This window comes from Streptomyces glaucus (assembly GCF_039533365.1).
GTDB classification, from domain to species: Bacteria; Actinomycetota; Actinomycetes; order Streptomycetales; family Streptomycetaceae; genus Streptomyces; species Streptomyces glaucus.
This window is the reverse complement of the sequence record NZ_BAAATK010000011.1, coordinates 1-24,005: the sequence shown is the minus strand read 5'-3', so window position 1 is coordinate 24,005 and position 24,005 is coordinate 1. Positions and strand designations below refer to the sequence as shown.

The following is a 24,005-nucleotide window of genomic DNA, read 5'->3' as shown; positions in this document are numbered from 1 at the left end:
CGGACCCCGCCCTTCGACGCCCCGACCGCCCGGGAAAGGCGTTGCCGCCGCACGAGGCCCTCACCGGTCGGGTCCCCCCCCCCGTAGGGGCGCTGAGGTGCCCGTGTCCGTCCGCGGGCGGAGACCGGCATACGTCCCGGGGGCGACACCGTTCAGGCCGTGGGACGACGCCCCGGGCGGGGCCCGCTGCCTAGCCTCATCGGCATGGATCACCTGCCTCGCGGCGCAGCCGCCGCCTTACTCGGCCTGTCCCTCGCTCTCCTCGGCACGGGCGTGTCCCACGCCGCGCCGCCCGCGCCCACGGCGGTGTCACCGGCCGACGGGACCGCCCGCGTACGCCTGGAACTGCCGCCGCCCACCGGGTCGTACGCGGTGGGCCGTGACACCCTGCACCTCGTCGACAGGAGCCGCCCCGACCCCTGGGTGCCGGAGGCCGGGGCGCGTGAGCTGATGGTGTCGGTGTACTACCCGGCACGGCCCGGTGGCGGCCGGCCGGCCCCGTACATGACCTCCGCCGAGGCCCGGGCCTTCCTCGAGGACCGGGAACTGACCGGCGTGGTGTCCGCCGGGACGCTCAGCGGCACCCGCACCCACGCCCGCCCCGCTGCCACGCCCGCACGCGGGAAGTTCCCGCTCGTCGTGCTGTCGCCCGGGTTCACCGTCAACCGCTCCACCCTGACGCTGCTCGCCGAGGAGCTGGCCAGCCGGGGGTATGTCGTCGCCGCCGTCGACCACGCCTACGAGTCGGTCGGCACGGCCTTTCCCGGTGGGCGCCTTCTGCGCTGCGTCGCCTGCGAGAAGATCCCTCCCGGTGGGTACGGCGTGGTGCCCAGGGGCCGGGCCGAGGACGTGTCCTTCCTCCTCGACCGGCTGCTCGCCGGCCGGCACCCCGCCTGGCGGCACGCCGGCGTGATCGACCCCACGAGGATCGGCATGGCCGGCCACTCCATCGGTGGCGCCTCCGCCGCGACGGCCATGGCGGGGGACCAGCGCATCCGCGCCGGGGTCAACATGGACGGTTCCTTCATGGAGCCGGTCCCGGCAAGAGGCCTGGGCGGGCGTCCCTTCATGATGCTGGGCACCAGCGACGGCGACCGCTCCTGGACACGCGACTGGCCGCTCCTCGACGGCTGGAAGCGCTGGATCAGCGTCACCGGCGCGGGACACTTCACGTTCACGGACGTGCCCGTCCTCGGTGACCAGCTCGGCCTCCTGCCGCCGGAGGAACCCCTGTCGGGCAAGCGGTCGCACGAGATCACCCGCGCGTACGTGGCAGCGTTCTTCGACCTGCACCTGACGGGCGTGGACCGGAAGCTGCTGGACGGGCCGACCGCCGAGCACCCGGAGGTGGTCTTCCACACGGAGGGCTGACCGGGCGGGGAGGGCGGGGGGCGGGGCGGGACTTCCCGGTCTCCGGGCCGACGTCGGCCGCCGCCTCGCGGCCGTATCGGCGCCTCCGCCACCGCCCGGTGGAACATCTCCCACGGCTCATCCGGCACCAGCCGCTCCACGCCCTCCCCCATCGGCAGGCTGCCGACCTGAGCGGAAGGACCGCGGTCAGCGACCCATGCGGCGCTGCTCGTCGAACCGACGAAGCACCCCCACCGCACGCCGCATTCCGGCCGCCGCCCCGAGCAGCGCACCCCCACCCCCACACCCTTTTTCCGCTGAACCGGAGATGCCGAGGACAAACGCGAGGACCGGTGCGACGGCGAAGACCGCCGCACCCGGCGCGGCAGCGGTCACCAGCGCGAAAACGATCTCCACTGTCATTGCGTCCTTCTCCCACCGCGACTCACGCCCCGTGTCCATCCCGCACGTCTCACCTCATGGTCAAGCCATGACGCCCGGGCCGGGCGACTCGACTCTCGCCTGCGGGGGGGCGCTCACCGATCTCACCGGTCGGGATGCCTTCTCATGAGGCCGCTCCCTCCAGCACCGTGATGTCGGCGATCGGCGGCCGGCCGTACAGGGCGAGGATCTCGTCGGCGAGGGCGATGGTCCGCAACGGGTTGTCCCGCTGCCGATGGGCCTCGATGTCCGCGGCGAGAAGCCCGGTGGGCACCGCCCCCGCATCGAGGAGGACACGCCATTCCGCGGGCGGGAGCTGCAGATACTCGAGGTGGGTGAGCCGGGCGATCTCACAGGGATCGGCGAGAGTGCCGGGATAGGCGGAGAGGGTCCGCAGGCGCGGCAGGCCGAAGACGGGGGCGAGACCGAGGGGCTCCTTCTCCCAGACCCCGATGCTGAGGACTTCCAGGCCAGGGTGGGCGGCAGCCTCGAGGCCGGGGACGGAGGCGCGATTGACGTGGGCGACCAGTGGAGGCCGTTCGGTCCTTCGGACCGGCCGGCCGTCGAAGTGGCGGTGGACGACCATGTCGGTGAGGGAGTCGGCGACCAGCCCGGCACCGATGTTCCTCTCGTGATCGATGACGATCACCTGCCCGATGTGCCCGTCCGGACCCGGGGTGAGGTCGACGGCGATACGGTCCCCGCCGCCGTTGTCGCCGAAGACGATCCAGCCCGGTGAGCCGACAAGCCCCTGCACGGCGTCCTCCGGCCCCGTCTCGACCGCCTCCATGGCGCCGAACCGCCACAGCACATGCCGGGAAGCCGCGTCGGCGACGTACACCTCGCCGAGGGGAAGCAGTTCGCAGCCGATGGTGTCGTACGGCTCCTGGTAGTCGTCCCAGTCCTCGTACCGGCCCCGGACGACCTGGTACAGGGCCCTCAACTCGGCGGGCAGCGGCACACCCAGACGCGCCTCGACCGCTGCGATCTCCTCCTCGGAGGCGCCCACCGCGTCCGGGAGCCGTTCGCGAAGAGTGCGCTGCAGCAGTTCCACATCCGCGGACGGAGCCGGTACCGCGCCCGGCACCGGCTCGGGCAGGCGGCGCACCGGCTCGGGCCGTGCTCCGTCCACGAGGAGAAGCGTGCCCGGGTGCGCGGTCGCGATACCCGGCTCCGCGGAGGAGCCCAGCTCGATCAGATGCAGCCGGACACCGCCGGGAGCGGAGGAGGCCTCCACGACGAAGGAGACACTGTCGCTCCCGTCCTCCTCGAGCGCTTCGACGATCCGGCCCACGGCGTCGAACTGCTCCTGGTTGTCGGAGACCTGTGAGGCGCGCCCCCGCTGTGGCGGCCGGTGCGGCAGCGGAACGCTCCATCCCCCGGGACTGATCTGCCCCGCCACGTGTCCGCCGGGCGCGGTGAGCGTTTCCGTGTGGGCGGCGCACAGGAGGCGCAGCAGGGGTTGCCAGGTGGTGAAGTCATGGAGCGAGGGCACGAGAGGACCTCCTGAAGGTGTGCTCGCCGATTCCGGATCATAGGCGGGGCGCCGACGACACGGGGCGCCCCGGGACGGAAGCGGCCTGGGGGAAGGAGGCCTGCCTCGGGTCTGCGGTCCGGCGCCGTCGCCGACGCGGGTCCTGACCCGGACCCCGGATCCCGGGCCGCCGACCGGGCGTCGGCCCGTCCTCTCCCCCGCCGGCGCCGGGCGCGGCCGGGCGCGGCCGCCGGCGCCATCCGGGCCGCGATGCCCTGCCCGCCGATCTCCGGCGGCGCGGCGGCGGACCGGATCGCCGACGCGGTCGGCACCCCGGACAGGATCGGCGGGAAGGCCCCCTCCCGGGCCGCGTCGGTGCCCGCGCGGTTCCACGCGGAGTCTGCGGGGCGAACGTGACGGCGAGGGTCTCAAGGGTGGGAGGAATCCCTAGTCCAGCCACTTCCGCAGCAGCGCCTCCCGCTCCGCAGCCCGGGGTGATCCCCCTTCCCGGGTGCGGCCCCACCCCGACATGGCGGCCAGGATCCCGGACACCGTCGCGGCTCCCTCCGTGAGGCGGGTCAGGAGGGCGCGGGAGAGGTCGGTCTCCGCACGGGAGTAGCCGATGGCCGCGGCCGTGTGGACCGCCAGCTCCTGGTCGCCGTCGGCCGTCTCCACTCTCACCGTCATCAGCGCCGGGGCGTCGTCCGCCCCGCCCGAGCCCGGCTCCACGAAGTTCAGCGCCGTGGTCACCGCCCGGTCCGTGACCGCGCCGACCCGCCGCCTCAGGGTCTTCACGGGAACGTCCGTCACCGTCAGGCCCCGCACGTCCTTCCACGGGTGGAGGCCGGACTGTCCCTCCCCGAGGGCGACGACGCCCTCGGGAGACAGGCGCACCCCGGGGGCCAGGCCGGACGGTTTCGCGCCCACGTACACATCGCCCTCGGCTATCCAGAACAGGCCCACCATGGCCACGGGTCGCTCGCTTCCCCCCGATGACGGGATCGCCGTCATGTCTCACACCGGAACGATCAGGTCGTTCTCCGCAACGTCCGAAGCCGTCCGGAAGTTCCCGCACGGGAGCAGGGTCGCCGCACCGGTCCGCTCCCGGGACGTCCGCCGAGGGGGCACATCGGCCCACCCCGTCCGCTGCGTCGGGCACACGCCGTTCCACCGCGGCCCGGTGGCGGGTCCGCCATCGGAGGCTCTTTCAGGGCCGCGCGCTCCATACGCTGTGCCACTCCTGCCTCCCGGCGAGGCCCGCCCGGGAGTTCGGGCCGGCCCCCAGGGCGTGTCGCCGGTCGTGCAGGTGGGGCGGTCGGGGGTGGAAGGGGTTCCGGCTCCTGCGGCTGCGGGAGCCGGAGCATGCCCGGCGAGCAGGGCTGTTCCCAGGCATGGGCGAAGGACCGGGTGTGGTCCGCGGCCCGCAGCTCGCCTCTTCCTTATCAGGCCCGACCGGGATCCGCATCGCGATACGGCGCCGGCCTTCTGCCCGCACCGCGCGGAGGCGTTCGACAGGACGGGAAGCACGCCGGGAGCCCCCGCAGGAAGGCGTTCCGGCCCCGGCTCGTCACCCGGGCCGGGAGTCTTTCGTGCGAACCGGGGCGGGGCAGGGCAGGGGGCGGACGCCGGTGCGTTGAGGCGGCGCCCGGTGACGGTGCGGGTGTCAGTCCCTGCCGGTGCGGGACCGTGGCTGTGCCGCGTCGAAGGACGGATCGGTCCGCGCGGCGCCCTGGCCGGCGGCCTGGGCGAGCAGGGCGAGAGCGGCCTGCGACGGCGAGCCCGCCTCTGCGGTGGCGACCACGACGGTGGGGCCTCGCCCGCTGCTCATGGCCTGCTGGATGACGGTCAGTGACCCGACCAGCGGATGGCGCATCTCGTAGTCGGTGGCGGTGCAGGTCTTGACCCGGTGGTCGGCCCACATGGAGGCGAACTCGGCGCTCTTCGTCGACAGTTCGCCCAGGAGCGCATGCAGTGCCGCGTCCTCCGGGTGCTGGGCCGCCACCAGGCGCAGATTGCCGACCATGGCCCTGGCCTTGCTCGGCCAGTCCACGTACAGGTCACGGGTGTGGCCGTCGAGGAACACCAGCCGGGCCATGTTGGGACGTTGCGCCGGCAGGTCGGGGGCGCCGAAGTCCAGATGCCCGGCGAACAGCGCATGGCCCAGCCGGTTCCACGCCAGCACGTCGGTGCGCCGGCCGAGCACGATCGCGGGAACGTCGCCGAGCGCGTCCAGAAACTGACGTGTCGCCTCCGGCACCCGTTCCGGCGCCGGACGCCGGCCCCGGGTGCGCTGCCTGCCCATCCGGGCCAGGTCGTGCAGGTACCGCCGCTCGGACTCGTCCAGCCGCAGCGCCCCGGCGATCGCGTCCAGCACCTCGGGCGATGCGCTCAGCGACTGCCCCTGCTCCAGCCGCGTGTAGTAGGAGGTGCTCACCCCCGCCAGCAGCGCCAGTTCCTCGCGTCGAAGCCCCGGCACACGCCGGCGTTCCCCGTAGGTGGGCATCCCGATGTCCTGCGGGCGCAGTTGGGAGCGCCGCGTCTGCAGGAAGTCCCCGAGTTGCGTCCTTGCGTCCATGGTTTCGAGTATGGGCCGCCTCGCGGCACCGAGCCTGACCCAGTTGTGGATAGGAAAGGGCGGGTCTGGTTCCGTGCCCGCGTCCGGGGTGAAGTCGAAGGCACCCGATCCGGTGCCCCGCACTCGCTCAGGAGGCCGCCTTGACCACTGCCACCGCCGGGAGCGGTCCCCTCGAGGCCCTGGATGCGGTCGGCTGCGCCTTCCCCGGGCGCACCGGGGCCGGCGCCGCGCCCGCCTCCGTCCACGGACCGGTCGGCGACGTGGCGGCGATCAGCCGCCGGAGCCCCGAGGGCGACGGCGTCGCTTCCGGTTCCGGCCCGCCGACCGCGGCGAGGCCGCCGTGCATGCGCCGACGAGGCATCAGGAAGGGAGGCCGGAACGGGAGCAGCCTCGCCTTCTCGCCCGGCCGAAAAAGGAAACACCCCGTGCTCGGAGCCGTGCGCACAGGTCGAGTCACCTGGCGGACACCGGGCCCGCCAGGGCCCCTCGCACGGTCGAGCAGATCCTCCGAACCCCAAGGACGCCCCATGGAACAGATCACCCTCGGCAATGTCTCCATCACCCGGGTGCGGGAGTATTACGGCCCCGTCGACATGACGCCCCACACCTTCTTGCCGGAAAGCTCGAAGGAGGTCTGGGAGACCGGCGCCGACTGGCTGGTCCCGCATTTCCTGGATGCCGGGACCAACATCGTGAATGCGGCGGTCCAGACCTGGCTGCTGCGCAGCGAGGGCAGGACGATCCTGGTCGACACCGGTGTCGGCAACCACAAGGAGCGTCCCCACGCCCCGGTCTGGAACCACCTCGAGACGGATTTCCTGGCCAACCTCGCCCGAGCCGGTGTCCGGCCGGAGGACGTGGACATCGTGATCAACACGCATCTCCACGTCGATCACGTCGGCTGGAACACCTACCTGGACGGCCGGCACTGGGTGCCCACCTTCCCCAACGCCACCTACCTGATGCCGAAGGACGACTTCGACTTCTGGAACCCCGAGAACGGCCACCAGTCGAAGCTCGGCCGCGGCAGCCAGAACGTCTTCGAGGACAGCGTCGCCCCGGTGCACCGGGCCGGCCTGACCCTGCTGTGGGAGAACAGCCACCAGATCGATGCGAACCTGCGCCTGGAGATCGCCGCCGGGCACACGCCGGGCTCCTCCGTGCTGACTCTCACCTCCGGCACGGACCGCGCGGTGTTCGTCGGCGACATGCTGCACAGCCCGGTGCAGATCCTGGAGCCGGACGTCAACAGCTGCTTCTGCGAGAACCCGGCCGAAGCCCGCGCCACCCGCCGCAAGGTGCTGGGCTGGGCGGCCGACAACAACGCCCTGCTGATCCCGGCCCACCTGGGCGGCCACGGCGCCGCCGAAGTCGTACGCGAGGGGAGCACCTTCGCCATCAAGGGCTGGGCGCCCTTCACCCCGTACACCGAGTACACCGAGAAGGGCTGAAGCCCGCGGAAAGGCACCGGAGATGAGCCACCACCCCGGCCCCGTCGTGATCACCGCGCAGGGAGCCGTCCGCGGTCTGCGCCAGGACGACGGCACCGCCGCCTTCCTGAACATCCCCTACGCCGCCCCTCCCCTGGGCGCCGGCCGGTTCGCGCCGCCGCAGCCGCACGAGCCGTGGGACGGCGTACGGGAGGCCACCGCGCCCGGCCCCACCGCACCGCAGTCCGAGCGCAGGCTCGGCAGCATCGACATGGTCCCCTACTTCGGCACCGGCTGGAGCCGCGGCGAGGACTACCTCACCGTCAACGTGTGGGCACCCGCTGCCGCACAGGGCGGCCTGCCGGTCATGGTGTTCGTGCACGGCGGCGGATTCGTCGCAGGCTCGACACGGGCCGCGCTGTACGACGGTTCCGCCTTCGCCCGTGACGGCGTCGTCCTCGTCACCCTCAACTACCGGCTCGGCATCGCCGGTTTCCTCGACCTGCCCGGGGCCCCCGCCAACCGCGGTCTGCTCGACGTCGTCGCCGCGCTGCGCTGGGTGCGGGAGAACATCGCCGCGTTCGGCGGTGCCCCGGACGACGTCACGCTCTTCGGCCAGTCGGCCGGGGCCACCATCGTCGGCGGCGTCCTCGCCACCGCGGCGGCCGAGAACCTGTTCCGCAGGGCGATCGTGCAGAGCGGCAGCGGTCTGGGCGCGTTCACCACCGAGCAAGCCGCCCGGGTCACCTCCGCAGCCGCCGAGGTCCTGGGCGTCGAGCCGCACGTGGAGGCCTTCGCGAAGATCTCCGACGAGCGTCTGGTGGAGGCCGCCTCCAAGCTCGCGGGCATCGACCTGCGGACCGCCACCCACCGCGACCCGCTGATCGGCCTCAGCCCCTTCAGCCTGGTCCTGGACACCCAGCCCGCCGAAGCCGTCGCCACCGGACACGGCTCCGGCGTCGACCTGCTCATCGGCACCAACACCGAAGAGGGACTCCTCTACCTGGTCCCCGTGGGCGAGTACGCCACCTCGACCGCCAAGGACGTGGACGACACGGCGGCCCGCTCGCACCCCGACCCGGCGCAGCTCGTCGAGACGTACCGCAGGACACGCCCCGAGGCGTCCTACGGCGCACTGCGCTCCGCCATCATGACCGACGCGCTGTTCGGCGCGGGCAGCAGGGCTCTGGCCGCCGCCCACGCCGCCCACCCCGGGTCCACGACCTTCGCCTACGAGTTCGCCTGGCGCTCGCCTGCCCTGGGCGGAGAGCTCGGCGCCGCGCACGCGGTCGAACTGCCCTTCGTCTTCGACCTCACGCACCTGCCGCGGCTGCTCGGCCCCACCGCCCTGCTCGGCCCCGGCGAGCCCCCCGTGGATCTCGCGGCCCGCGTGCACGAGACCTGGATCCGGTTCGCCACCACCGGCGACCCCGGCTGGGACCCGTACGACACCGAGCGCAGGGCCACGATGCGCATCGACGCCGAGTGGTCCCAGATCGACGACCCCCGCAGCGCGGAGCGACAGGTCTGGAGCTGACGCCCGTACGAGTCCTGTCCGCTCGTCCGCTCCGGGGGCCGCCGGCGTACCGCCCCGCGTCCGTCCGACTCGTCGGGGCGGTCCTGGCCGAGCGGAACGACGAGTGGGCCGAAGTCCGCCCACACCTGCCGGATGGATCTTGCGGGTCAGCCCGCCCCTTGACCGGTCCAGGGCCTCGTCCGGTCGGTGCCGGACCGGCGTCCTTCGCCGGCCGGGCACTCGCGGCAGGCGCGAGCGAGCGCCTGCCGCGTGCCGGTGGGTCCGGCAGCAGGAGGAGTCCGTGCCGGCCGACTCACCCGGGCCGGCAGCCTGTCCGAAGCGGGCCGGCCACGCGTGAGCGGAGAACAGCCGGTCACATCCCGATCGGGTTGAGGTAGGTAGCCGGGCGGGTGGCACCGTCCTGCTTGAGGATCTGGCCGCCGAACGGCCACTTCAGGGTGAAGTGCTCCGTCTCGTTCGGCGGGGTGACCAGGAACTCCGCCGGAACGAACTTCTCCTTCCGAGGCGTGGACCCGGCCACCGGGAGCAGGGTGATGCTGAAGTCCACCGTGTCCCCCTGCTCCAGGGTCATCTTCACGGGCTTCTTGGAGGAGCGCGCCAGCGACCAGGTGCCGTCGGTCTCCTGAGCGCCGATCATGTCGACACCGGCGAAGCCGGACAGGGTGCAGGTGCGCTCGCTCCGGTTGGTGAACCAGATGTACGCCTGGGTCTGCTTCTCGGTCTGCTCCATCTCCGGCTTCGCGTCATCCCCCATGGCGAAGCCGGCCTCCAGGTCGGCGGTGTGGCAGCGGGTCGGCTCGGCCTTGGCGGAGGCGGCCGAGGCCGGGACGGCGGCAGCGGCAGCACCGGCGACGACGACGGAGGCAAGGGCCACGGCGGTCAGCTTGCTCTTCATGTTTCGGATCCCCCTCGAATACGGATCGGCGCGCGAGGTCAGTGCGCGCTTACGCACCTGAAGATGCGCAGCGCCCGGGAACGGTTCGGTCCGGCGGAGATTTTTTTTCCGACAGCGTGGCTCCCGACCGCGGCCGCGTACGAGAACTCGTGCGGGCCGTTGCAGCGTCACGAGGAGACCGCGGCGGCGCACGGCCTCGCCCAGCGTCCGGTCCGGTGCGACGGGACCGATGACAGCGTGCGCGACCCGGGCACTACGCCGAGCCCCAGGGCAGGTGGCCCGCCGCTCGTCACCGACGCCCCGGCCTCAGCGGCAGCCGGAGCCGGACCCGTGCTCCCGTCGGATTTCGTGATCCATCCCGCGGGCGCGGCCCTCACGATCGAACACCGCGGTGACCTCCCGCGACCGGTCCCCGGGATCCGTGCCAGAACCCGTGACGCGTGAACAGGGCCAGGCCCCTGTTCGAAGTCCGCCGGTCACGGAGACGGACCGTCGTCGTGTCGTTCCGCGGTGGACGGCCCGGGCCCTGCCCGGCCCGGGCCGTCCTGCCGGTCACCAGTCCAGCGGCAGGGTGGCGAGGTGCTGGTCGAGCAGGCCGGAGATGATCCGGTGGTCGTGGAGCGAGGGGTGCCAGTCGCAGCCGAGCCGGTCCAGGCCGGGGTCGTCGTAGTACCAGTAGCCGACCCGGTCGTCCCCTCGGGCGTTGCGGTCCCTGACGATGTCCCGGGCGGTGTCGGCGAAGGCGGTTCCGGCGACCAGGGTGGCGCTGACCACCAGGAACGTCCTGCTTCCGTAGCGGGTCCGCAGCTTGTCGAGGAAGCCGTGGTAGGCGCGGGTGTAGGCGGTGACCAGTTCGCTTTGCGTGGTCCACGGCTCGCCCGGGCGGAGCGGGGTCGAGAAGTCGTTGATGCCGAGGCCGATGACGACGACCTGCGGGCGCCAGCCGCGCGGTTTGTGCCAGACGTCGCCGTCGACGTTCAGCAGGGCCCGGTCGTAGTAGGTGCGGTAATCGGTGCCGGGGTCGCCGCCGTTGTAGTTGCGGACCATGCCGCGGCCGGAGAAGGCGTTCTGCTGGTAGTCGGCGTCGAGCTTGCGGGCGGTGAGGGGTCCGAAGGCGAGGTCGGCGTTGCTGTTGCGGTCGACCCCTCCGTTGGCGGAGCAGTCGCGTGTGCCCGAGGCGTTGCCGTACCCGGCGGTGAAGGAGTCGCCGATGAACTCGATCTGCCTGCTCCGTGCGGCGGGGGCGGGGAGGATCTTCCCTCCCCGAGCGGCGAGGAACCCGCCGAAGCGGCCGACGGCCCACGGGCTCTCCGTCCGCTTGACGAGCCGTACGGTGTGCTCGGTGTCGGTGAGGTCCTTGACCCAGGACGTGGTGCGCCCGGGGGTCACCAGTGTGCCGACGGTCGTGCCGTCGATCTGGATGTCGTAGTCGTTGGCGGAGTCGTCGAGGGCGATCCCGACGCCGGTGCCGCGGAACCGGCCCTCGAAGGCGATGCCGGGCCAGGTGTACTGCACCGAGCCGTCGGCCGCCCTCTTGACCCGGCCCGCCGTGCGGAACCCGGCGAAGGCGGCGGCCGGCAGGGGGCGGGGGGCGGCGGACGCCGGGGAGGGAGCGGCCGCGGCGGTGGTGATGCCCGTGGTGACGCTCGCGGCGGCGGCCGCGAGCAGGGCCCGCCGGGTGAGGTGGGGAGCGGTGCGCATGGGCGGTCCTTCCGGAGTCGGGAGTTCTGCGCGTGCGATGACATGGGAGCGCTCCCATCATGGCGGTGCCGGTGCGGCGTGGGGAGTGGTCGGTGGCGACGGATACGGAACTCCACCACCGTGAGGAGCCGCTGCCCCACGGGCGCGGCCGTTTCTCCCTGCGGGCCGCGTTCCGCCGGCCCGGCCCCCTGCCCGCGGCGACGCCGAGGGCGGACCATCACCGAATGCGCGAACGGGTTCGGGCCGGGGACGTCTGCGCTGCCGTCAGGAGCGGTGCCGGCGCGGTGGGCCGTGGTCCACCGCGTGCGGTCGCCCGCGAGGTGACTGTTGATGTTGGCGGCTGATGCCGCTTCACTCGACGTCGGCGTGCGCATGCGCACGCCGTACCGAGCCGAGGAGTGGGACATGGATCGACGAAGGTTACTGGGTACGGCGGCGGCCGCGGCCGGCGTGGCACTGATGCCGGGCAGGGCCGTGGCGTCCGGGGACGGTCTGGCCGCGCAGGTGCGGCCCTGTCTCGACCGGGCCCTGGCGGCCGGCGCCCCGAGCGCGGTGTTCGGCGTCATTCGCGGTGGGCGTCGGTATGTGGCCGGTGCCGCCCAGGAGGGCCCCGCCCCCGACGGCAGAACCGTGTTCCAGCTCGGTTCGATCGGCAAGACGCTCACCGCCACCGCGCTGGCGCGCGCGGTGGGCGCGGGCCGGGTGCGCCTGTCCACGCCGCTCAGCCTGCCCCCCGGGTTCACCGTCCCGCGCGGGGAGACCCGGCGGATCACCCTGCGCGACCTGGCGACCCACTCCTCCGGCCTGCCCAGCCTCCCCGTCAACCTCCTGGCGGGGGCGGACCCGTACAACCCGTACGCGCACTACACGCTGGAGGACCTGGCCGCCGGTCTGCGCCAGACCCCGCTGGGTGACGAGCCGGGCAGCGCGTACAGATACTCCAACCTGGGCTTCGGGCTGCTCGGCCAGGCACTGGCCTTCGACGGCGTGGACGCGATGCTGCGGCGCCGGGTGGCAGCACCGCTGGGTCTGTCGGACACGACCACGGTCCTGCGGCCCGACATGGCTTCCCGCAAGGCCATCGGCCATATGGCCGGGGAGGTGGTTCCCGACTGGCGGGACCGTGTCCTCAGCGGTGCGGGCACCTCGATGTACAGCACCGTCGACGACATGCTCCGGTACCTGGACGCCCAGGTGCACCCGGAGCGCTCGCCGCTGCGGGACGCGATCGAGCTGACCCAGCGTCACCACTTCACCGACCCCGCCACAGGCCTGCGGCTGGGGCTCGGCTGGCACTTCGGCACGCTGTCCGGCGGCCGGACGATGACCTGGCACAACGGCGGCACCTACGGCTTCAGCACCTGCGCGGCCTTCGAACGGCGGAGCAGGACGGCGGTGGTGATGATGGTGAACACCTACAGTGATGCCGCTCATACGTTTGACTCACTGGCCTTCGCCCTGCTCGACGAGCTCGTCGGCTCCTGAGCCCGCCCATTCGCCGAGGAAGCCATCGGATGGGCGATGCGCGGGAGCGTCACCACGGCCGCGCCCGAGTGCCGCGCCCGGGACAGGGCGCGGGCGTCGCGGCGCGCGGCCGCGTCGCCGATCCGGTTCCGCCGGGACCGGGGCCGGCGCGACTGCCCGGCGGCGAGGCGGCGAGGCGGCGAGGCGGCGACGTGCGGTGTCCCGGAGCCGCCGCCGCTGCTCGCGCGGCTCCCCCTGCTCGGCCGCCCTCGGTTCCGGCTTTTCCGGGGCCGCTTCCGGACCGGCTGCCGCATCAGGGGCTCATCGGGCTCGGGCTCCTGGTCCTCATCGAGTGCGGCAGCCGTCTTCTCGGCGACGGCGCGCGGTGCGTGCTCGCTCCGCACCCCGGCCGGGCGGGGTGTGCGCCCGGACCGCGAGGGTGATGCCGCGCACCGCGGCGGCGAGCGCCTTCCGTGGGCAACCACTGCACCGGCCCGGAAGCGGGGCAGCACCATGGAGGAATGATCTCGACGAACGGCATGGAGCGTGCCGCGGCCATCAGTCTGGCCAAGGTACAGGAGAAGGCACCCGATCTGGTCAGTCTGTACAAGGCGGCGGGTGCCGGCGTGCGCAGGCATGGGCTGGAGGGCGTGCGGGCCGCGGTGTATCTCGTGCTGGACCGCTCCGGGTCGATGCGGCCCTACTACCGCGACGGCACCATGCAGCACCTGGCCGAACAGGTTCTGTCGCTGTCGGCTCACCTCGACGACGACGGCACCGTTCCGGTGGTGTTCTTCTCCACCGACGTCGACGGATCCACGGAGCTGACGCTCGGCGGGCACCGCGGCCGCATCAACGAACTGCACGAAAACCTCGGCCGCATGGGACGCACCAACTACCACTGGGCCATGGACGAGGTCATCGACCACTACACGGAATCCGGCAGCCGCCGCCCCGCCCTGGTCGTCTTCCAGACCGACGGCGGCCCCACCAGCAGACTGGCCGCCGAACGCTACCTGTGCAAAGCCGCTCGCCTTCCCCTGTTCTGGCAGTTCATCGGCTTCGGCGACCCCGACGACAACGAGTTCGCCTTCCTGCGCAAGCTGGACGCCCTCGCCGTCCCGGCCCGTCGCATCGTCGACAACGCGGGCTTCTTCCACGCCGGCCGCACTCCGCAAGCCGTCCCCGACCACCGGCTCTTCGACCGGCTCCTGCAGGAATTCCCCGACTGGCTGGCCGCCGCACGCACCGCCGGCATCCTGCGGTGAGCCGTGTCCGGCCTGGCGGCGGTGCCCGGGCGATGGCCCGGCCGGGCCGGAAGCGAGTGCCGGTCTCCTCCTCCCGTACGGCCCGGAAGCTCTCCGGCTCCGTCGGCCCGTGCCGCCGCGGCACGGGCCGACGGGCACCGCCGCACGACGGGGGCGGGCGCGTCGTGTCCTGGATCCCCGTCCGGAACGACCGCGCACCGCCGGCTTCCGGCCCTGTGGACGCGTCCTGGCATGTCCCCGTTATGACACCGACCGCCTCTACGAGGGCATGTGCCGCTCACAACCGGTAGTCCGTCGGAAGGACCGCTGGGAGGCGCTGTTCCCGCACCTGGAGCACCGCGAATCCTGCGCCCAGGAGGAGTGATCACCGGGACGGTCACCCTCGGGGCATGGGACACGGGCGCTTCCGCGCCGGCCTGCGCGTGAAGGGCGTCCGCGGCGCGCCCGGTGTCCTCGAGGCGCTCTGGGACGGCACCGGGCGGCCTGGCGGTACGGGCCGGGGAGGAGATACGCCGGGGCGTACCGCACGTCGTGGGGCGCCGCGCCGGCACCCACGACGCCCTCGTCGGCCCGTGACGCGGAGGATCCGCGTCGGTGGCGGAAGGGGACGGCCACCCGCCGGCGGTCGGCTGCTTCGCCGAGGGGCGGCGCGTCCGTCCCGCCCCTCATCCGGCGCCGGTGACGCCCCGCCGTGCGGGGCCGGGCCCGCGGTCCCGGGTCGTGGGGAGCAGATCCGCGGCCGTGACGCGATGAAGGTGTATCAGCACGTCGTACTGGCGCCCGAGTGAGGTCCGGTAGGGGTCCTCCGGCCAGGCGTTCCCTATGGAGCGGGTCGGGCGCTTCGCCGCCAGCCAGTCCCGCGCCGGCTCGGACACGGCCCGCAGGTCGAAGTAGTAGTCCCGGCGGGAGACCCGCTCCAGCACCTCCTCGTTGCTGCCGGCGCCCAGCGGCTCCACGGAGAAACGGCGGTAGGGCTCCTGCGGATCCGTGAGGTCCATCGCGTTGAAGGAGCCCTGCCCGAAGGTGTAGCCGATGTTCGTGTACTCGGCCCCGACCATCTGGCGTATGAACTCCCCCTGGGTCTTCGGATACTGCTCGGGGTGGTCGGACTCGTAGGAGACATGGCCGTTGTGGGCCGACAGCAGCATCCGGTGGCCGGTGTGCCGCTGCCACCACACGGTGTTCTCCGCCATGACCTGGTCGCGGTAGAGCATGGCCCGAGCGATCTTCTCCGGGTCGGAGAAGTCGTAGTACGCGTAGAGGGTGGCGGTCTGGGAGATGGCCCTGGCGTGCTGGAGGACCCACGCGTAAGCCCGCCGGTCCCCGTCCGGCCCCTGCGCCCGCAGCAGCTCGTAGGCGCGCCGCGCGTCCGCGGCCGCCCGCTCGCGCTCGGCGACGGGCTTGGCCAGGTTCTCGTCGACGGTCTCCGCCACGCTCCCGGTCGGCCGGAGTTCGCGGTAAAGGCGGCGGAACTCCGGCAGCAGCTCCGGGTGGTGCGCGGACACGTAGTCCGTGACCTCGGCGAAGAGCCCGGGTCCCGCGTAGCCGTTGTCCTCCCCCATGAACTGCACGGGGCGGTCGGGGTGGCGGACGTTGTGGGCGCGCATCCACCTCAGCAGATCGAGATACTCGCGGGTGTTCCAGATCCGGTACGAGCTCTGGAACTCCTCCCGCATGAGCTCCTCCGGGTCGCCCTTCCCGTGCACCACGTACTCGTTGAGGACCAGGCCGGTGGACCAGGGCGCCTCCAGCGCGAACGTGGTGAAGCCCTTCTCCTCCACGAGGTACCGGAAGACGCGGTGCTTCGTCGTGAAGAACTGCCGGGAGCTGTGCGTGGCCTCGCCCAGCCCGACGATCTTCGCCGAGCCGATCATGCGGCCGAGCGGGCGCAGATCGCTGCCGGGGGCGCCGGGCTCCGTGGTGCGCAGCCGCTGCGCGACGCGCGCCAGTTCGCGCACCGGATCGGCGGTGGTCGCCGCGTTCGCGTGTGCCGGCCCGGCGACGGCCGTCAGCATGCCGGCTTCGAGCGCCAGCGCCAGCAGGAGCAGCAGTAACCGATGCAGTCGATGTGATCTGTGCGATACAGGCATGGATCAAGGCTGCCGATGGGCGGCAGGCCCCGGACAGCCTGCCATCCTGAGTTCTCCCCCTGGGGAGAACCACAGGTCCGCTGTACCGCTGACGTCACCCTGGGGTCCGCCCACCTGCGGCACCCGCTCCCGGCGGCGCCGCGGCAGGCACCGTGGGCGAGGCGGGCACGGTCCAGCCGGCAGGCTTTCGGAAGGCGCGCCCGATGCGGCGGGCCGCCGCATCGGGCCGCGGCCCGGGTCGGCGGGTGCGGGCCTGGTCGAAGGGGGCGGGGCGGCCGGATTCGAACCGGCGTCCTCCGAGATGCTGTCGCGGCGCACCACCTCTGTGCTACGACCCCGCCTTGCCCATGATCATGGACCGCCGACGGCAGCCGGCGGCCCGGTGCACCGCGCCCACCGTGCTGGTGCCCCGGGGGAACCGGACCGAGCACGCCCCCGTCCTCGCCCACGAGTCCGCGGGAGGGTGTGGGCGAGTCACGGACGCGGGCGTCGTCGAGCCGCTTCCCGAGACGCTCCGGAGCCACGCCCGGCGGCTCGGGGAGAGGGCCGCCTTCGAGGACCGCCGTACGCGGCTGACCTGTCGGGGCCTGGGGCGCGGGGCCGAGCGGCCGGCCGGCCGGTTGGCGGGGCCGGTCCGGCGCGGGGCGAACGGGTGGCCGTCCTGCTCGGCAACCGCCTGGAGGCGGTCGAGAGGCTGCTCGCCGTCACCCGGGCGAGCGGGGTGGGCGTGCCGCCGGCTCCCGGGAGCGCGGTCAGCCGCGCCTCCGACGGCTGCCGCGGCCGGGGGGGGGGAAGGACGGCACCCGGGTCCCGGTGGGCGGCCGGGTCAGGTGTCGTACTCCTGGATGCGCCGTCCGTGGTCGCGCGCGGTCAGTCCGGGCAGCCGGTCCGTCAGTTCCCGTACGACGGCCTGCACGTCGAGGGTGAGCAGGACGCGGTCCCGCATCAGGACGCGGCCGTCGACGACCGTCGTGCGGACGTCGGCCGCGCGGGCGCTGTGCACCAAGGTGGCGGCGAGGTCGTGGACCGGCTGGGTGTGCGGGCCGGTGAGGTCGACGAGGACGAGGTCGGCGCGTCGGCCGGGCGCGAGGGAGCCGATCCGGTCCCCGAGGCCGACCGCGCGGGCGCTCTGCGAGGTGGCGTGGTGCAGGGCCTGGCGGGCGGTCAGCCAGCGCGGGTCGCCCTCGGCGAACTTCTGGACCAGGGACGTGAGCGCCATGGTCTCCCACACGTCGAGGGAGTTGTTGGAGGCGGCGCCGTCCGTGGCGAGGCCGACGGGGACGCCGGCCGCGCGCAGGGCCCGGACCGGAGTGGTGGCCGGCCAGGCGAACTTCAGATAGCCGCGGGGCGCGGTGGCCACCGCCGTACGGCCGCCCGTGCGTTCGAGCAGCGGCAGGTCCCGCTCCAGGATGCCGGTGCCGTGGGCGATGAGCAGGTCGGTGTCGAGCAGGCCGGTGCGGTCCAGGATCTCGATGGGGGTGCGGCCGTGCCGGGCCAGGCTGGTGGCGGTCTGGTCGCGGTTCTCGGCGGCGTGGATGTGGACCGGCAGGCCGTGCGTGCGGGCGAGGTCGGCGGTGGCGGCGAGGTCGGCGTCGGTGACGGTGTACGGGGCGTGCGGGGCGAGCGCGGTGGTGATGCGGCCGTCGGCGGTGCCGCGCCGGCGGAGCGCGAACTCCAGCGACGTCTCCCGGCCCCGGGGACCCTGGCCGGAGAAGTACGCCTGACCGAGGTGGGCGCGCAGCCCGCACTCGGCGACGACGTCGGCGACCGTGTCCATGTGGAAGTAGTGGTCGGCGAAGCAGGTCACCCCGCCCCGGATCATCTCGGCGCAGGCGAGCCGCGCGCCCAGCTCCACGTCCCGTTCGGTGAGGTTGGTCTCGACGGGCCAGACGACGTCGTTGAACCACTCCTGCGTCGGCAGGTCCTCGGCGAGCCCGCGCAGGGCCACCATCGGGGCGTGCGTGTGGCAGTTGATCAGACCGGGCAGCGCGATCTGTCCGGGTGCCTCGATCCGCGTCACGGCCGGCACGTCCCGCGCGGCGGCGGCCGTGGTGACCGCGTCGATCAGCCCGGCGCGGACGACGACCGCGGCGTCCTCGCGGAATCCGATCCGTTCCGCGTCGTCGTGCACCAGGACCGCGCACCCGGTGACGACGAGGTCGGCGGGAGCACCGCCCGGGGTTCCGGCATCGCTCATGCAGCCACCGTACGGGCCGCCGTACGGCACAGCCGGGAATTCCTCGGTGCGGCTACGACGGCACGGTGCGATCACCGCGGCCCGGTACGGCCATGCCACCGCCGGCAGTGGTGACGGAGCCGGTGACGGTGGCGCTGGCCCGGAGGGTGAGCGTCGCGCTCACGCCGTCGTCCAGGGCTCCGACGGCCCACCGGGCGCTGTCAGCGGCAACGCGCACCGGTCGAGCGGAGTGTCGCGGGACTGAAGTCCTGGCGGATCCTCCGCGGGGCCCGCTGCAGCCCGAGCCGCCTGTCGTCGGTCGCCGCAGCCGTCCCCACCTTGGAGCGGCAGCGCCGGAAACGCCCGTTCTCTCCCTTCTCGGGTCCGCGACCACGATCCAGACGGCCGCCATGCTCACGGCAAGAGGTCGGTGCCCCGGCGGAAGAGGGACCGGGGTGAACGGCGGCGCCACAGGCGCGGATCCGGCTTCCGCGACCTGCCGCCGCCGTCACCATGCGTCAGCAGCGCTTGCTGGAGTAGCCCGCAACGGGTGCGGGATCGCCGGCGCCCCGTACGGAGCCCACAGCGGCCGTGCACTCGGCGACCGTGCCGGTCCCGCTGGACCAGAACTCCTGGGCGGTGGAGTCGGTCCAGGAACGCTCGCCCAGGACCTCGTCCTGCGCATAGCTGTAAACGGCGGCGGTCACGTCGTAGTCTCCGGCGACCTCACGGAAGCTCTGCCAGACCCAGACGTAGCCGTAGTTCTCGGCGCAGGACGGCGAGTAGAACTGCTTGACGGAGGCGATCGTCCTGCCGCTGCGCGTGACGTACCCGGTGCTTCCGATCTGGTATGCGTCCGCGCACACCCCAGCGGCCCGCGCCCGCGGGCTCGCCGGGTTCCCGGCCGGGGACGGTGCGGTGGACGCGGCCGAAGCGCCGCGTGCGGCCGGCGCGGGGGCCGGGCCGGTCCCCGCGGAGGCCATCCCGGCCGGAACGAGCACGAAGGAACAGGTGAGCGAGGCGATGGCGGTTTTCAGGTAACGCATGCGGTGAATTCCCCCTGACTGTGGTCACGGCACCTGGTCCGGAACGGGGGACGCCCGAAGAGGGTGTGCGTGGTCAGCACGGGTCCCCGCCGCCCGAAGCGGCAACTGCCGGACAGTCCCGAACGTTTCGGACGTCCGATGAGACCCGCAGCGCGTCCGAAGGGTTGTACTCGAGCTTCCAGCGCCCCGACGAACGGGCTGTCGAACAGGACCCGCGGGCCGTGGCGCGCCGGCGCCGGGAGACCTGGCCGGAGATCCACGCGCGGGCGAGGAAGGACGGCGGCGGGATCCTCCTCGCCGGCCGGGCCGGCATCCGCTCCGACCGGGTTACCGGCCGCACCCGGGGCGAGAGGGGAGAACGCCCGTGGTGCGGCACAGCGGGAACCGGTTCCCGGTGAGCGCCGTGCCGGCGGTCGGCGCCAAGGGCCGGACGCACTTCACGGTCCTCACCGAGCGCTTCACCGCCGAGGTGAGGTGCCGCTTGCCGGACCGGCCGGCCGGCCACGTCGACCGCAGGGTCCACCTCGCGGTCGACGGCACTCCGCCCGCCGTTCCAGGAAGGTCCGAGACTGAGGCGTGTCGCTTTGATCCGCTGGTTCTTGGGGCATCGGCCTCCACCTGACGGTTCGCAGTCATACGCGTGAGATTCTGTCGGGGTGGACACATTCATGGCCCGGCTGGACGGCGCATGGGAGTGGTGGTCGGCCGCAGTCGAGGAGGCGCAGGAGGGGCGCTGGGTTCGTGATCCCGTGGAACGGCAGGTGGTGGCGGACATCATGGCCGCGACCGATGCTCTGCACGGCGGCCGACTGGCCCCGTTCACCGAGGACTCGTGGCACGTACGTATCGGGCGGATCGCCAATTGGGCCGGAGTACTCCGGCTTGCCGCCCGAGCAGGGGGCTGGGAACTCCAGCCTGTCGTCGGGCGCAGTCCGAAGCACCCTGCGGGTATGGCCGAACTGCTGTCCGGCATCTATGCGATCGGCGAGCAGGGCGAGAAGTGGATGGCACAGCTTCTTCGAGAGCATCGGGTACCACCGGAGAAGGAGATCGCCCAGGCGGAGGGATTCCTGACCGGTCCAGGGTCCATGGAGGATCTCGAGCTGTTCTTCCACGACAGCTGATGGACGTCCCGCTCGGTCGGCACCGCGCCCGGAGGGGGACGGCGGCGCATGGGGTGCGGCCCGGTACACGACGGCGAGCTTGTCCGCCCCCATGGCCAGGCCACGCCGTTGCTTGAGCCGGCTGATGCATCGTTCGACCGCGTCGCGCTGCTTGAACCCTCCCCATGATGTCGGGCCCTGAGCCTTTGCCGACCTGCTCCGCGCCGGTTCGGGCGCACCCGCGCACGGCTCATGCGTTTCTGCGGGTGATCGCCTGTGTGATGGCCGCGCCGACCACCAGGAAGCCTGCGGCGACGACGAGCAGGGCACTCGTGGGCACCAGGGCATCCGCCGAGTCCGGCGCGTTCTGCAGGTGGGTGAGCATGATGTTGACCGGGGAGACGCCTTTGCCCAGCAGCACGGCCAGCAGGAGCACCAGGGCCAGGACGAGCGCGTGGCCCTGCCGTCGGAACACCAGCCGTGAGCTGACCAGTCCGATGGCCATGCCGGTGAAAGCACAGGTGAGTTGGGCCGCGGTTCCCAGTGCCAGGTCCGCGAGGCCGGGTGTGCGGGTTCCGGACATCAACGGCAGCACCAGGCCGGCGACCGTCAGCAGCAGGCACCATACGGCGGCCGTCCCGACCGTCGCGAGCAGAACGCGTAGGTGGCTGCCGGCGCTGACGACGACGATCGAGCGGTGCGGCTGATCCTCCAGACCGATCAGTGCCACGGTCAGCCAGGCCGAGCACGGCAGCATGACCCCGGCCACCGAGGCGTAGGTCGCGGTGAACGGGCCGGCGTCGCTGCCGGTCAGCACGGCCACCAGACCGACGAACAGCAGCAGCGGCGCGAGGTGGCGCTGGGAGAGCAGCAGCGCCGTGGACAGGTAGCGGACCAGGGCGATCACCGGGCGGCCCTCCGCGCATCGAACCGGTGATCGTGTCCACCCACGGGTCCGGTGAGGCCCGCCACCGACCACCGATGCCGCAGTGCCGTCAGCAGTACGGCGTCCGAGTGCTCCCGCGTCACCCGCAGGACGACCTCTCCGCCGCGTAGGGCGGAGTCCACCACACCCGGCAGCGCCGACCAGTTCGTCTCGACCGGCACGACGCCGGTGGGCGGCACCGTCAGGACCAGCTCGACCATCGAGGCCCGATCCCCGGCGTGTCGGCTGTGGTGCAAGGTGACCCGGCCGCCGCTGATGACGTAGACGCCGCCGGCGTGCGTTTCGGTGATTGCCTCGCGGTGGTCGGTGAAGACCACCGCGCCGCCCTGTGCGGCCGTTTCGTCGATGAACTCGGAGAGGACTCCGTGGGCCGAGGTGTCCAGACCCGACCAGGGTTCGTCCAGGACCAGCAGGTCGGGCCGGACGAGCAGGGCCTGGGCGAGCGCCACCTTCTGCGCGTTGCCCTTCGACAGGGTGCGCAGCGGCGCGTCCCGCCCTCCCACCAGGGACAGCCGCTCCAGCAGGTGATTGCCTCGGGCACGGGCGGCGGAGGCCGACAGGCCGCGGATGCGCCCCATGTGGGTGAGATAGGAGATCGCCGAGATGCGGTCGTGGGCGGTGAAGCGGTCCGGTACGTAACCGATGTGCGACGGCCGGCCCGACACGCTTCCGGAGGTGGGCCGGGACAGTCCGACGAGGATCCTCAGCAAGGTCGACTTCCCGGAACCGTTGCCGCCCACCACCGCGAGGACGTCACCGGCCGCGATCTCCATGTCCACGTCGCGGAGGATCCACCGCCCTCTGCCGTGACGTTTGCCGACCGCTTCACAACGTAACAACGCGTTCCTCCCTATGGCCTGCGCGCCGGCCCTTCCAGCCTGACGGGCGGGCTCGACGGTTGAGCCGGCAGGCGGGTGAAGCTCCGGCAGACGGCTTCTCGGCCAAGAGAACCATCTCCAGCAGAGGCTCTGCGGGCTTGTCCACCCGCCGGGTGCCGACGTGTCCAGCTCCGCCCTTCGTTTCCTGTCCGCCCGGCTGCAAGCGCGTCGCCACGCTCTCGGCACCCGATGGCGACGCCTGAACGCGGGCCGGCAGACCCTGCCCGCCCTCCCCCGTCTCCGCAACGGACACACCTGCCCCCCGCTCGCGGCCGGTTCCGGCGTCGGTACCGCTACCGCCTGCCGCTGCGTCACCGAGGCCGTCGAGCTTCCGGCCGCCCTCGCACCCATGCTCGCCGAACCCGTACGGGCCGCTTCGATGAACGCGTATCCGATTCTGGACGGGACGCTTCTGCCTGTCGACCGGATCGCCGCCGACCGGCCCCTCCACTCGGGCAAGCACAGGAAGCACGGCATGGCCGTGCAGATCGCCGCCGATCCGAAGGGCCGTTCGCCGTGGGCATCACCGGCCCTGTCCGGAGCCGTCCAGGACGTCCGGGCGGCACACGAGCGCGGCGTCGTCGGCGCTCCCGCCGAGGCAGGCATCGACTGCTGGGCCGACAAGGGCCACCAGGGCGCCGGCGGCACCGCTCGCACTCCTTTCGACCGGGCGGGTCAGGCCCTGGCGCCTGCGCCGCGTGACACCCCCGATGCCGCGTTCGCGCATGACGCGCTCGATCCTTGTGCGGTTAACGCGGTGTCCGAGGCCGAACGGAACGTCCTCGCTGGGAGGTGAGGCTGCCGGCCTGGTCCCAGCAGTACGGCCAGGACGCCTCGCGGGTGCCCGCGGAATCGGTTTCCAGGGCGTGGGTCAGGCGGTCCCGGGGGTCGCGGGCGCAGCTGGTCCTGAACCCGGTGAGGTCGCCGGTGCGGGTGCGGATCTCGGTGGTGTCCCTGCCCGCGGGGTTCCCGCAGCTGCGGGTCGGGGCGGTCGAGGTTCCCGGGGACCGCCGCGTCCACGGTCATGGCGTACGGCGCACCGGCCGGCGCGTCGTGCAGAACTCCTCATGGCGGATCCTCGGGGTGAACAGCCGGCAGCCCACGACGGTGGCCCGGCGGACCAGGGTCGCGAGCGGGAGGACGCGCACCGCGTGACGGGCCCGGGAGCGCCGCGGGGGCAGCGATCCGGACCGCCTGGTCTCCCGCGGCAGGCCGGAGGTGACGGGGAAGCCGGAGACGCCGAGGAACACGTCGCCGCCGGCGAGGTGGGGAGCCCGGCGTGCGCGAGCACCGCCGAGGCGGGGGCCGGTCCGCGCAGTTCCGGGGCTTCGCGCCGGAGGGGAGGCTTCGTCCGGCTCGCGCCGGAGGTCCGGGGGACGGCGGCCGCCCGGCACGGCAGCCCGCCGACCGGGGAACCGCGGGCCGCCGGGTACGCCCCCGGCGGCCGGCGGTGGAGACCGCCGGGGGCGTGCGAAAGGGGTGACGGACGGGCCGAGCCCTGGCCGACCGGTGCCTGAAGCGGCGGGAGGGTCCGGCTGCGGGAGGGACGCCGGCCGCTCCCCCGGAATCCCGGTGCCTTTCTTCGGCGGCGGTGAGGACGGCGGCCTGCCCCAGCCGCACGGCGGCGAGTG

At 73.0% G+C, this 24,005-nt stretch carries 19 protein-coding genes, 1 tRNA gene and 3 pseudogenes; 8 read left to right on the top strand and 15 right to left on the bottom strand.

Going from position 1 to position 24,005, the window contains the following annotated elements; all coding sequences use genetic code 11:
- Nucleotides 1–204 precede the first annotated feature (204 nt).
- Nucleotides 205–1,371, top strand: coding sequence for an alpha/beta hydrolase family protein (locus tag ABD363_RS10965; RefSeq protein ID WP_344602164.1), 1,167 nt, complete (start codon nucleotides 205–207; stop codon nucleotides 1,369–1,371).
- Between the two features lie 186 nt (nucleotides 1,372–1,557).
- On the opposite strand, the gene ABD363_RS10960 is transcribed toward ABD363_RS10965, so the two are convergent.
- The 4 genes from ABD363_RS10960 to ABD363_RS10945 form a co-directional block, all read right to left on the bottom strand.
- Nucleotides 1,558–1,812, bottom strand: a complete 255-nt coding sequence (locus ABD363_RS10960; protein WP_344602162.1) for a DUF6332 family protein — start codon at nucleotides 1,810–1,812, stop codon at nucleotides 1,558–1,560.
- Nucleotides 1,813–1,915: 103 nt separating this feature from the next.
- Nucleotides 1,916–3,286 (bottom strand): SMI1/KNR4 family protein, encoded by a 1,371-nt coding sequence (locus ABD363_RS10955; protein ID WP_344602160.1) that lies wholly within the window; start codon nucleotides 3,284–3,286, stop codon nucleotides 1,916–1,918.
- Nucleotides 3,287–3,712: 426 nt separating this feature from the next.
- Nucleotides 3,713–4,231 carry a hypothetical protein gene (locus ABD363_RS10950; protein ID WP_344602344.1) on the bottom strand — a complete coding sequence of 173 codons (519 nt, stop codon included), beginning with the start codon at nucleotides 4,229–4,231 and terminating at the stop codon, nucleotides 3,713–3,715.
- Between the two features lie 697 nt (nucleotides 4,232–4,928).
- Complete coding sequence (locus ABD363_RS10945; RefSeq protein ID WP_344602158.1) at nucleotides 4,929–5,840, bottom strand: helix-turn-helix domain-containing protein; 912 nt, start codon at nucleotides 5,838–5,840, stop codon at nucleotides 4,929–4,931.
- Between the two features lie 527 nt (nucleotides 5,841–6,367).
- On the opposite strand from ABD363_RS10945, the gene ABD363_RS10940 reads away from it, so the two are divergent.
- Both ABD363_RS10940 and ABD363_RS10935 read left to right on the top strand, forming a co-directional pair.
- Nucleotides 6,368–7,291, top strand: a complete 924-nt coding sequence (locus ABD363_RS10940; RefSeq protein ID WP_344602156.1) for an MBL fold metallo-hydrolase — start codon at nucleotides 6,368–6,370, stop codon at nucleotides 7,289–7,291.
- Nucleotides 7,292–7,313: 22 nt separating this feature from the next.
- Nucleotides 7,314–8,807 carry a carboxylesterase/lipase family protein gene (locus ABD363_RS10935; RefSeq protein ID WP_344602154.1) on the top strand — a complete coding sequence of 498 codons (1,494 nt, stop codon included), beginning with the start codon at nucleotides 7,314–7,316 and terminating at the stop codon, nucleotides 8,805–8,807.
- Nucleotides 8,808–8,911: 104 nt separating this feature from the next.
- Here ABD363_RS10935 and ABD363_RS10930 read toward each other — a convergent pair.
- The 3 genes and pseudogenes from ABD363_RS10930 to ABD363_RS10920 form a co-directional block, all read right to left on the bottom strand.
- Nucleotides 8,912–9,086: pseudogene (locus ABD363_RS10930) on the bottom strand (IS5/IS1182 family transposase); the annotation flags it as partial.
- Nucleotides 9,087–9,159: 73 nt separating this feature from the next.
- Nucleotides 9,160–9,702: a DUF4232 domain-containing protein gene (locus ABD363_RS10925; protein ID WP_344602152.1), complete on the bottom strand. Its 543-nt coding sequence runs from the start codon at nucleotides 9,700–9,702 to the stop codon at nucleotides 9,160–9,162.
- A gap of 552 nt (nucleotides 9,703–10,254) precedes the next feature.
- Complete coding sequence (locus ABD363_RS10920; protein ID WP_344602150.1) at nucleotides 10,255–11,403, bottom strand: SGNH/GDSL hydrolase family protein; 1,149 nt, start codon at nucleotides 11,401–11,403, stop codon at nucleotides 10,255–10,257.
- Nucleotides 11,404–11,808: 405 nt separating this feature from the next.
- On the opposite strand from ABD363_RS10920, the gene ABD363_RS10915 reads away from it, so the two are divergent.
- A complete protein-coding gene (locus ABD363_RS10915; RefSeq protein ID WP_344602148.1) occupies nucleotides 11,809–12,888 on the top strand; it encodes a serine hydrolase domain-containing protein in 1,080 nt (359 codons plus the stop codon).
- 500 nt (nucleotides 12,889–13,388) lie between these two features.
- A complete protein-coding gene (locus tag ABD363_RS10910) occupies nucleotides 13,389–14,135 on the top strand; it encodes a vWA domain-containing protein (RefSeq protein WP_344602146.1) in 747 nt (248 codons plus the stop codon).
- Between the two features lie 665 nt (nucleotides 14,136–14,800).
- Here the strand turns inward: ABD363_RS10910 and ABD363_RS10905 are convergent.
- The 5 genes from ABD363_RS10905 to ABD363_RS10885 form a co-directional block, all read right to left on the bottom strand.
- Complete coding sequence (locus tag ABD363_RS10905; protein ID WP_344602144.1) at nucleotides 14,801–16,225, bottom strand: erythromycin esterase family protein; 1,425 nt, start codon at nucleotides 16,223–16,225, stop codon at nucleotides 14,801–14,803.
- A gap of 265 nt (nucleotides 16,226–16,490) precedes the next feature.
- A tRNA-Leu gene (locus tag ABD363_RS10900) sits at nucleotides 16,491–16,565 on the bottom strand.
- 486 nt (nucleotides 16,566–17,051) lie between these two features.
- Nucleotides 17,052–18,422 (bottom strand): amidohydrolase, encoded by a 1,371-nt coding sequence (locus ABD363_RS10895; protein WP_344602142.1) that lies wholly within the window; start codon nucleotides 18,420–18,422, stop codon nucleotides 17,052–17,054.
- A gap of 52 nt (nucleotides 18,423–18,474) precedes the next feature.
- The gene (locus ABD363_RS32610) at nucleotides 18,475–18,639 is read right to left on the bottom strand and encodes a hypothetical protein (RefSeq protein ID WP_425577969.1); all 165 of its coding nucleotides are present in this window, start codon (nucleotides 18,637–18,639) and stop codon (nucleotides 18,475–18,477) included.
- Between the two features lie 280 nt (nucleotides 18,640–18,919).
- Entirely contained in the window at nucleotides 18,920–19,447 is a 528-nt protein-coding gene (locus ABD363_RS10885) for a hypothetical protein (RefSeq protein WP_344602140.1), read from the bottom strand.
- A 668-nt stretch (nucleotides 19,448–20,115) separates the two neighbouring features.
- On the opposite strand from ABD363_RS10885, the gene ABD363_RS10880 reads away from it, so the two are divergent.
- The gene (locus ABD363_RS10880; protein ID WP_344602138.1) at nucleotides 20,116–20,571 is read left to right on the top strand and encodes a hypothetical protein; all 456 of its coding nucleotides are present in this window, start codon (nucleotides 20,116–20,118) and stop codon (nucleotides 20,569–20,571) included.
- Between the two features lie 54 nt (nucleotides 20,572–20,625).
- Here the strand turns inward: ABD363_RS10880 and ABD363_RS10875 are convergent.
- The 3 genes and pseudogenes from ABD363_RS10875 to ABD363_RS10865 form a co-directional block, all read right to left on the bottom strand.
- Nucleotides 20,626–20,727, bottom strand: a pseudogene (locus ABD363_RS10875) (IS5/IS1182 family transposase); the annotation flags it as partial.
- A 73-nt stretch (nucleotides 20,728–20,800) separates the two neighbouring features.
- A complete protein-coding gene (locus ABD363_RS10870) occupies nucleotides 20,801–21,457 on the bottom strand; it encodes a hypothetical protein (protein ID WP_344602136.1) in 657 nt (218 codons plus the stop codon).
- Complete coding sequence (locus ABD363_RS10865) at nucleotides 21,454–22,275, bottom strand: ATP-binding cassette domain-containing protein (RefSeq protein ID WP_344602134.1); 822 nt, start codon at nucleotides 22,273–22,275, stop codon at nucleotides 21,454–21,456. The genes ABD363_RS10870 and ABD363_RS10865 overlap by 4 nt, the downstream gene beginning before the upstream one ends.
- Nucleotides 22,276–22,495: 220 nt before the next feature.
- On the opposite strand from ABD363_RS10865, the pseudogene ABD363_RS10860 reads away from it, so the two are divergent.
- Both ABD363_RS10860 and ABD363_RS10855 read left to right on the top strand, forming a co-directional pair.
- A pseudogene (locus tag ABD363_RS10860) lies at nucleotides 22,496–23,062 on the top strand (transposase family protein); the annotation flags it as partial.
- A gap of 104 nt (nucleotides 23,063–23,166) precedes the next feature.
- Nucleotides 23,167–23,529, top strand: coding sequence for a hypothetical protein (locus ABD363_RS10855; RefSeq protein WP_344602130.1), 363 nt, complete (start codon nucleotides 23,167–23,169; stop codon nucleotides 23,527–23,529).
- Nucleotides 23,530–24,005: the final 476 nt, after the last annotated feature.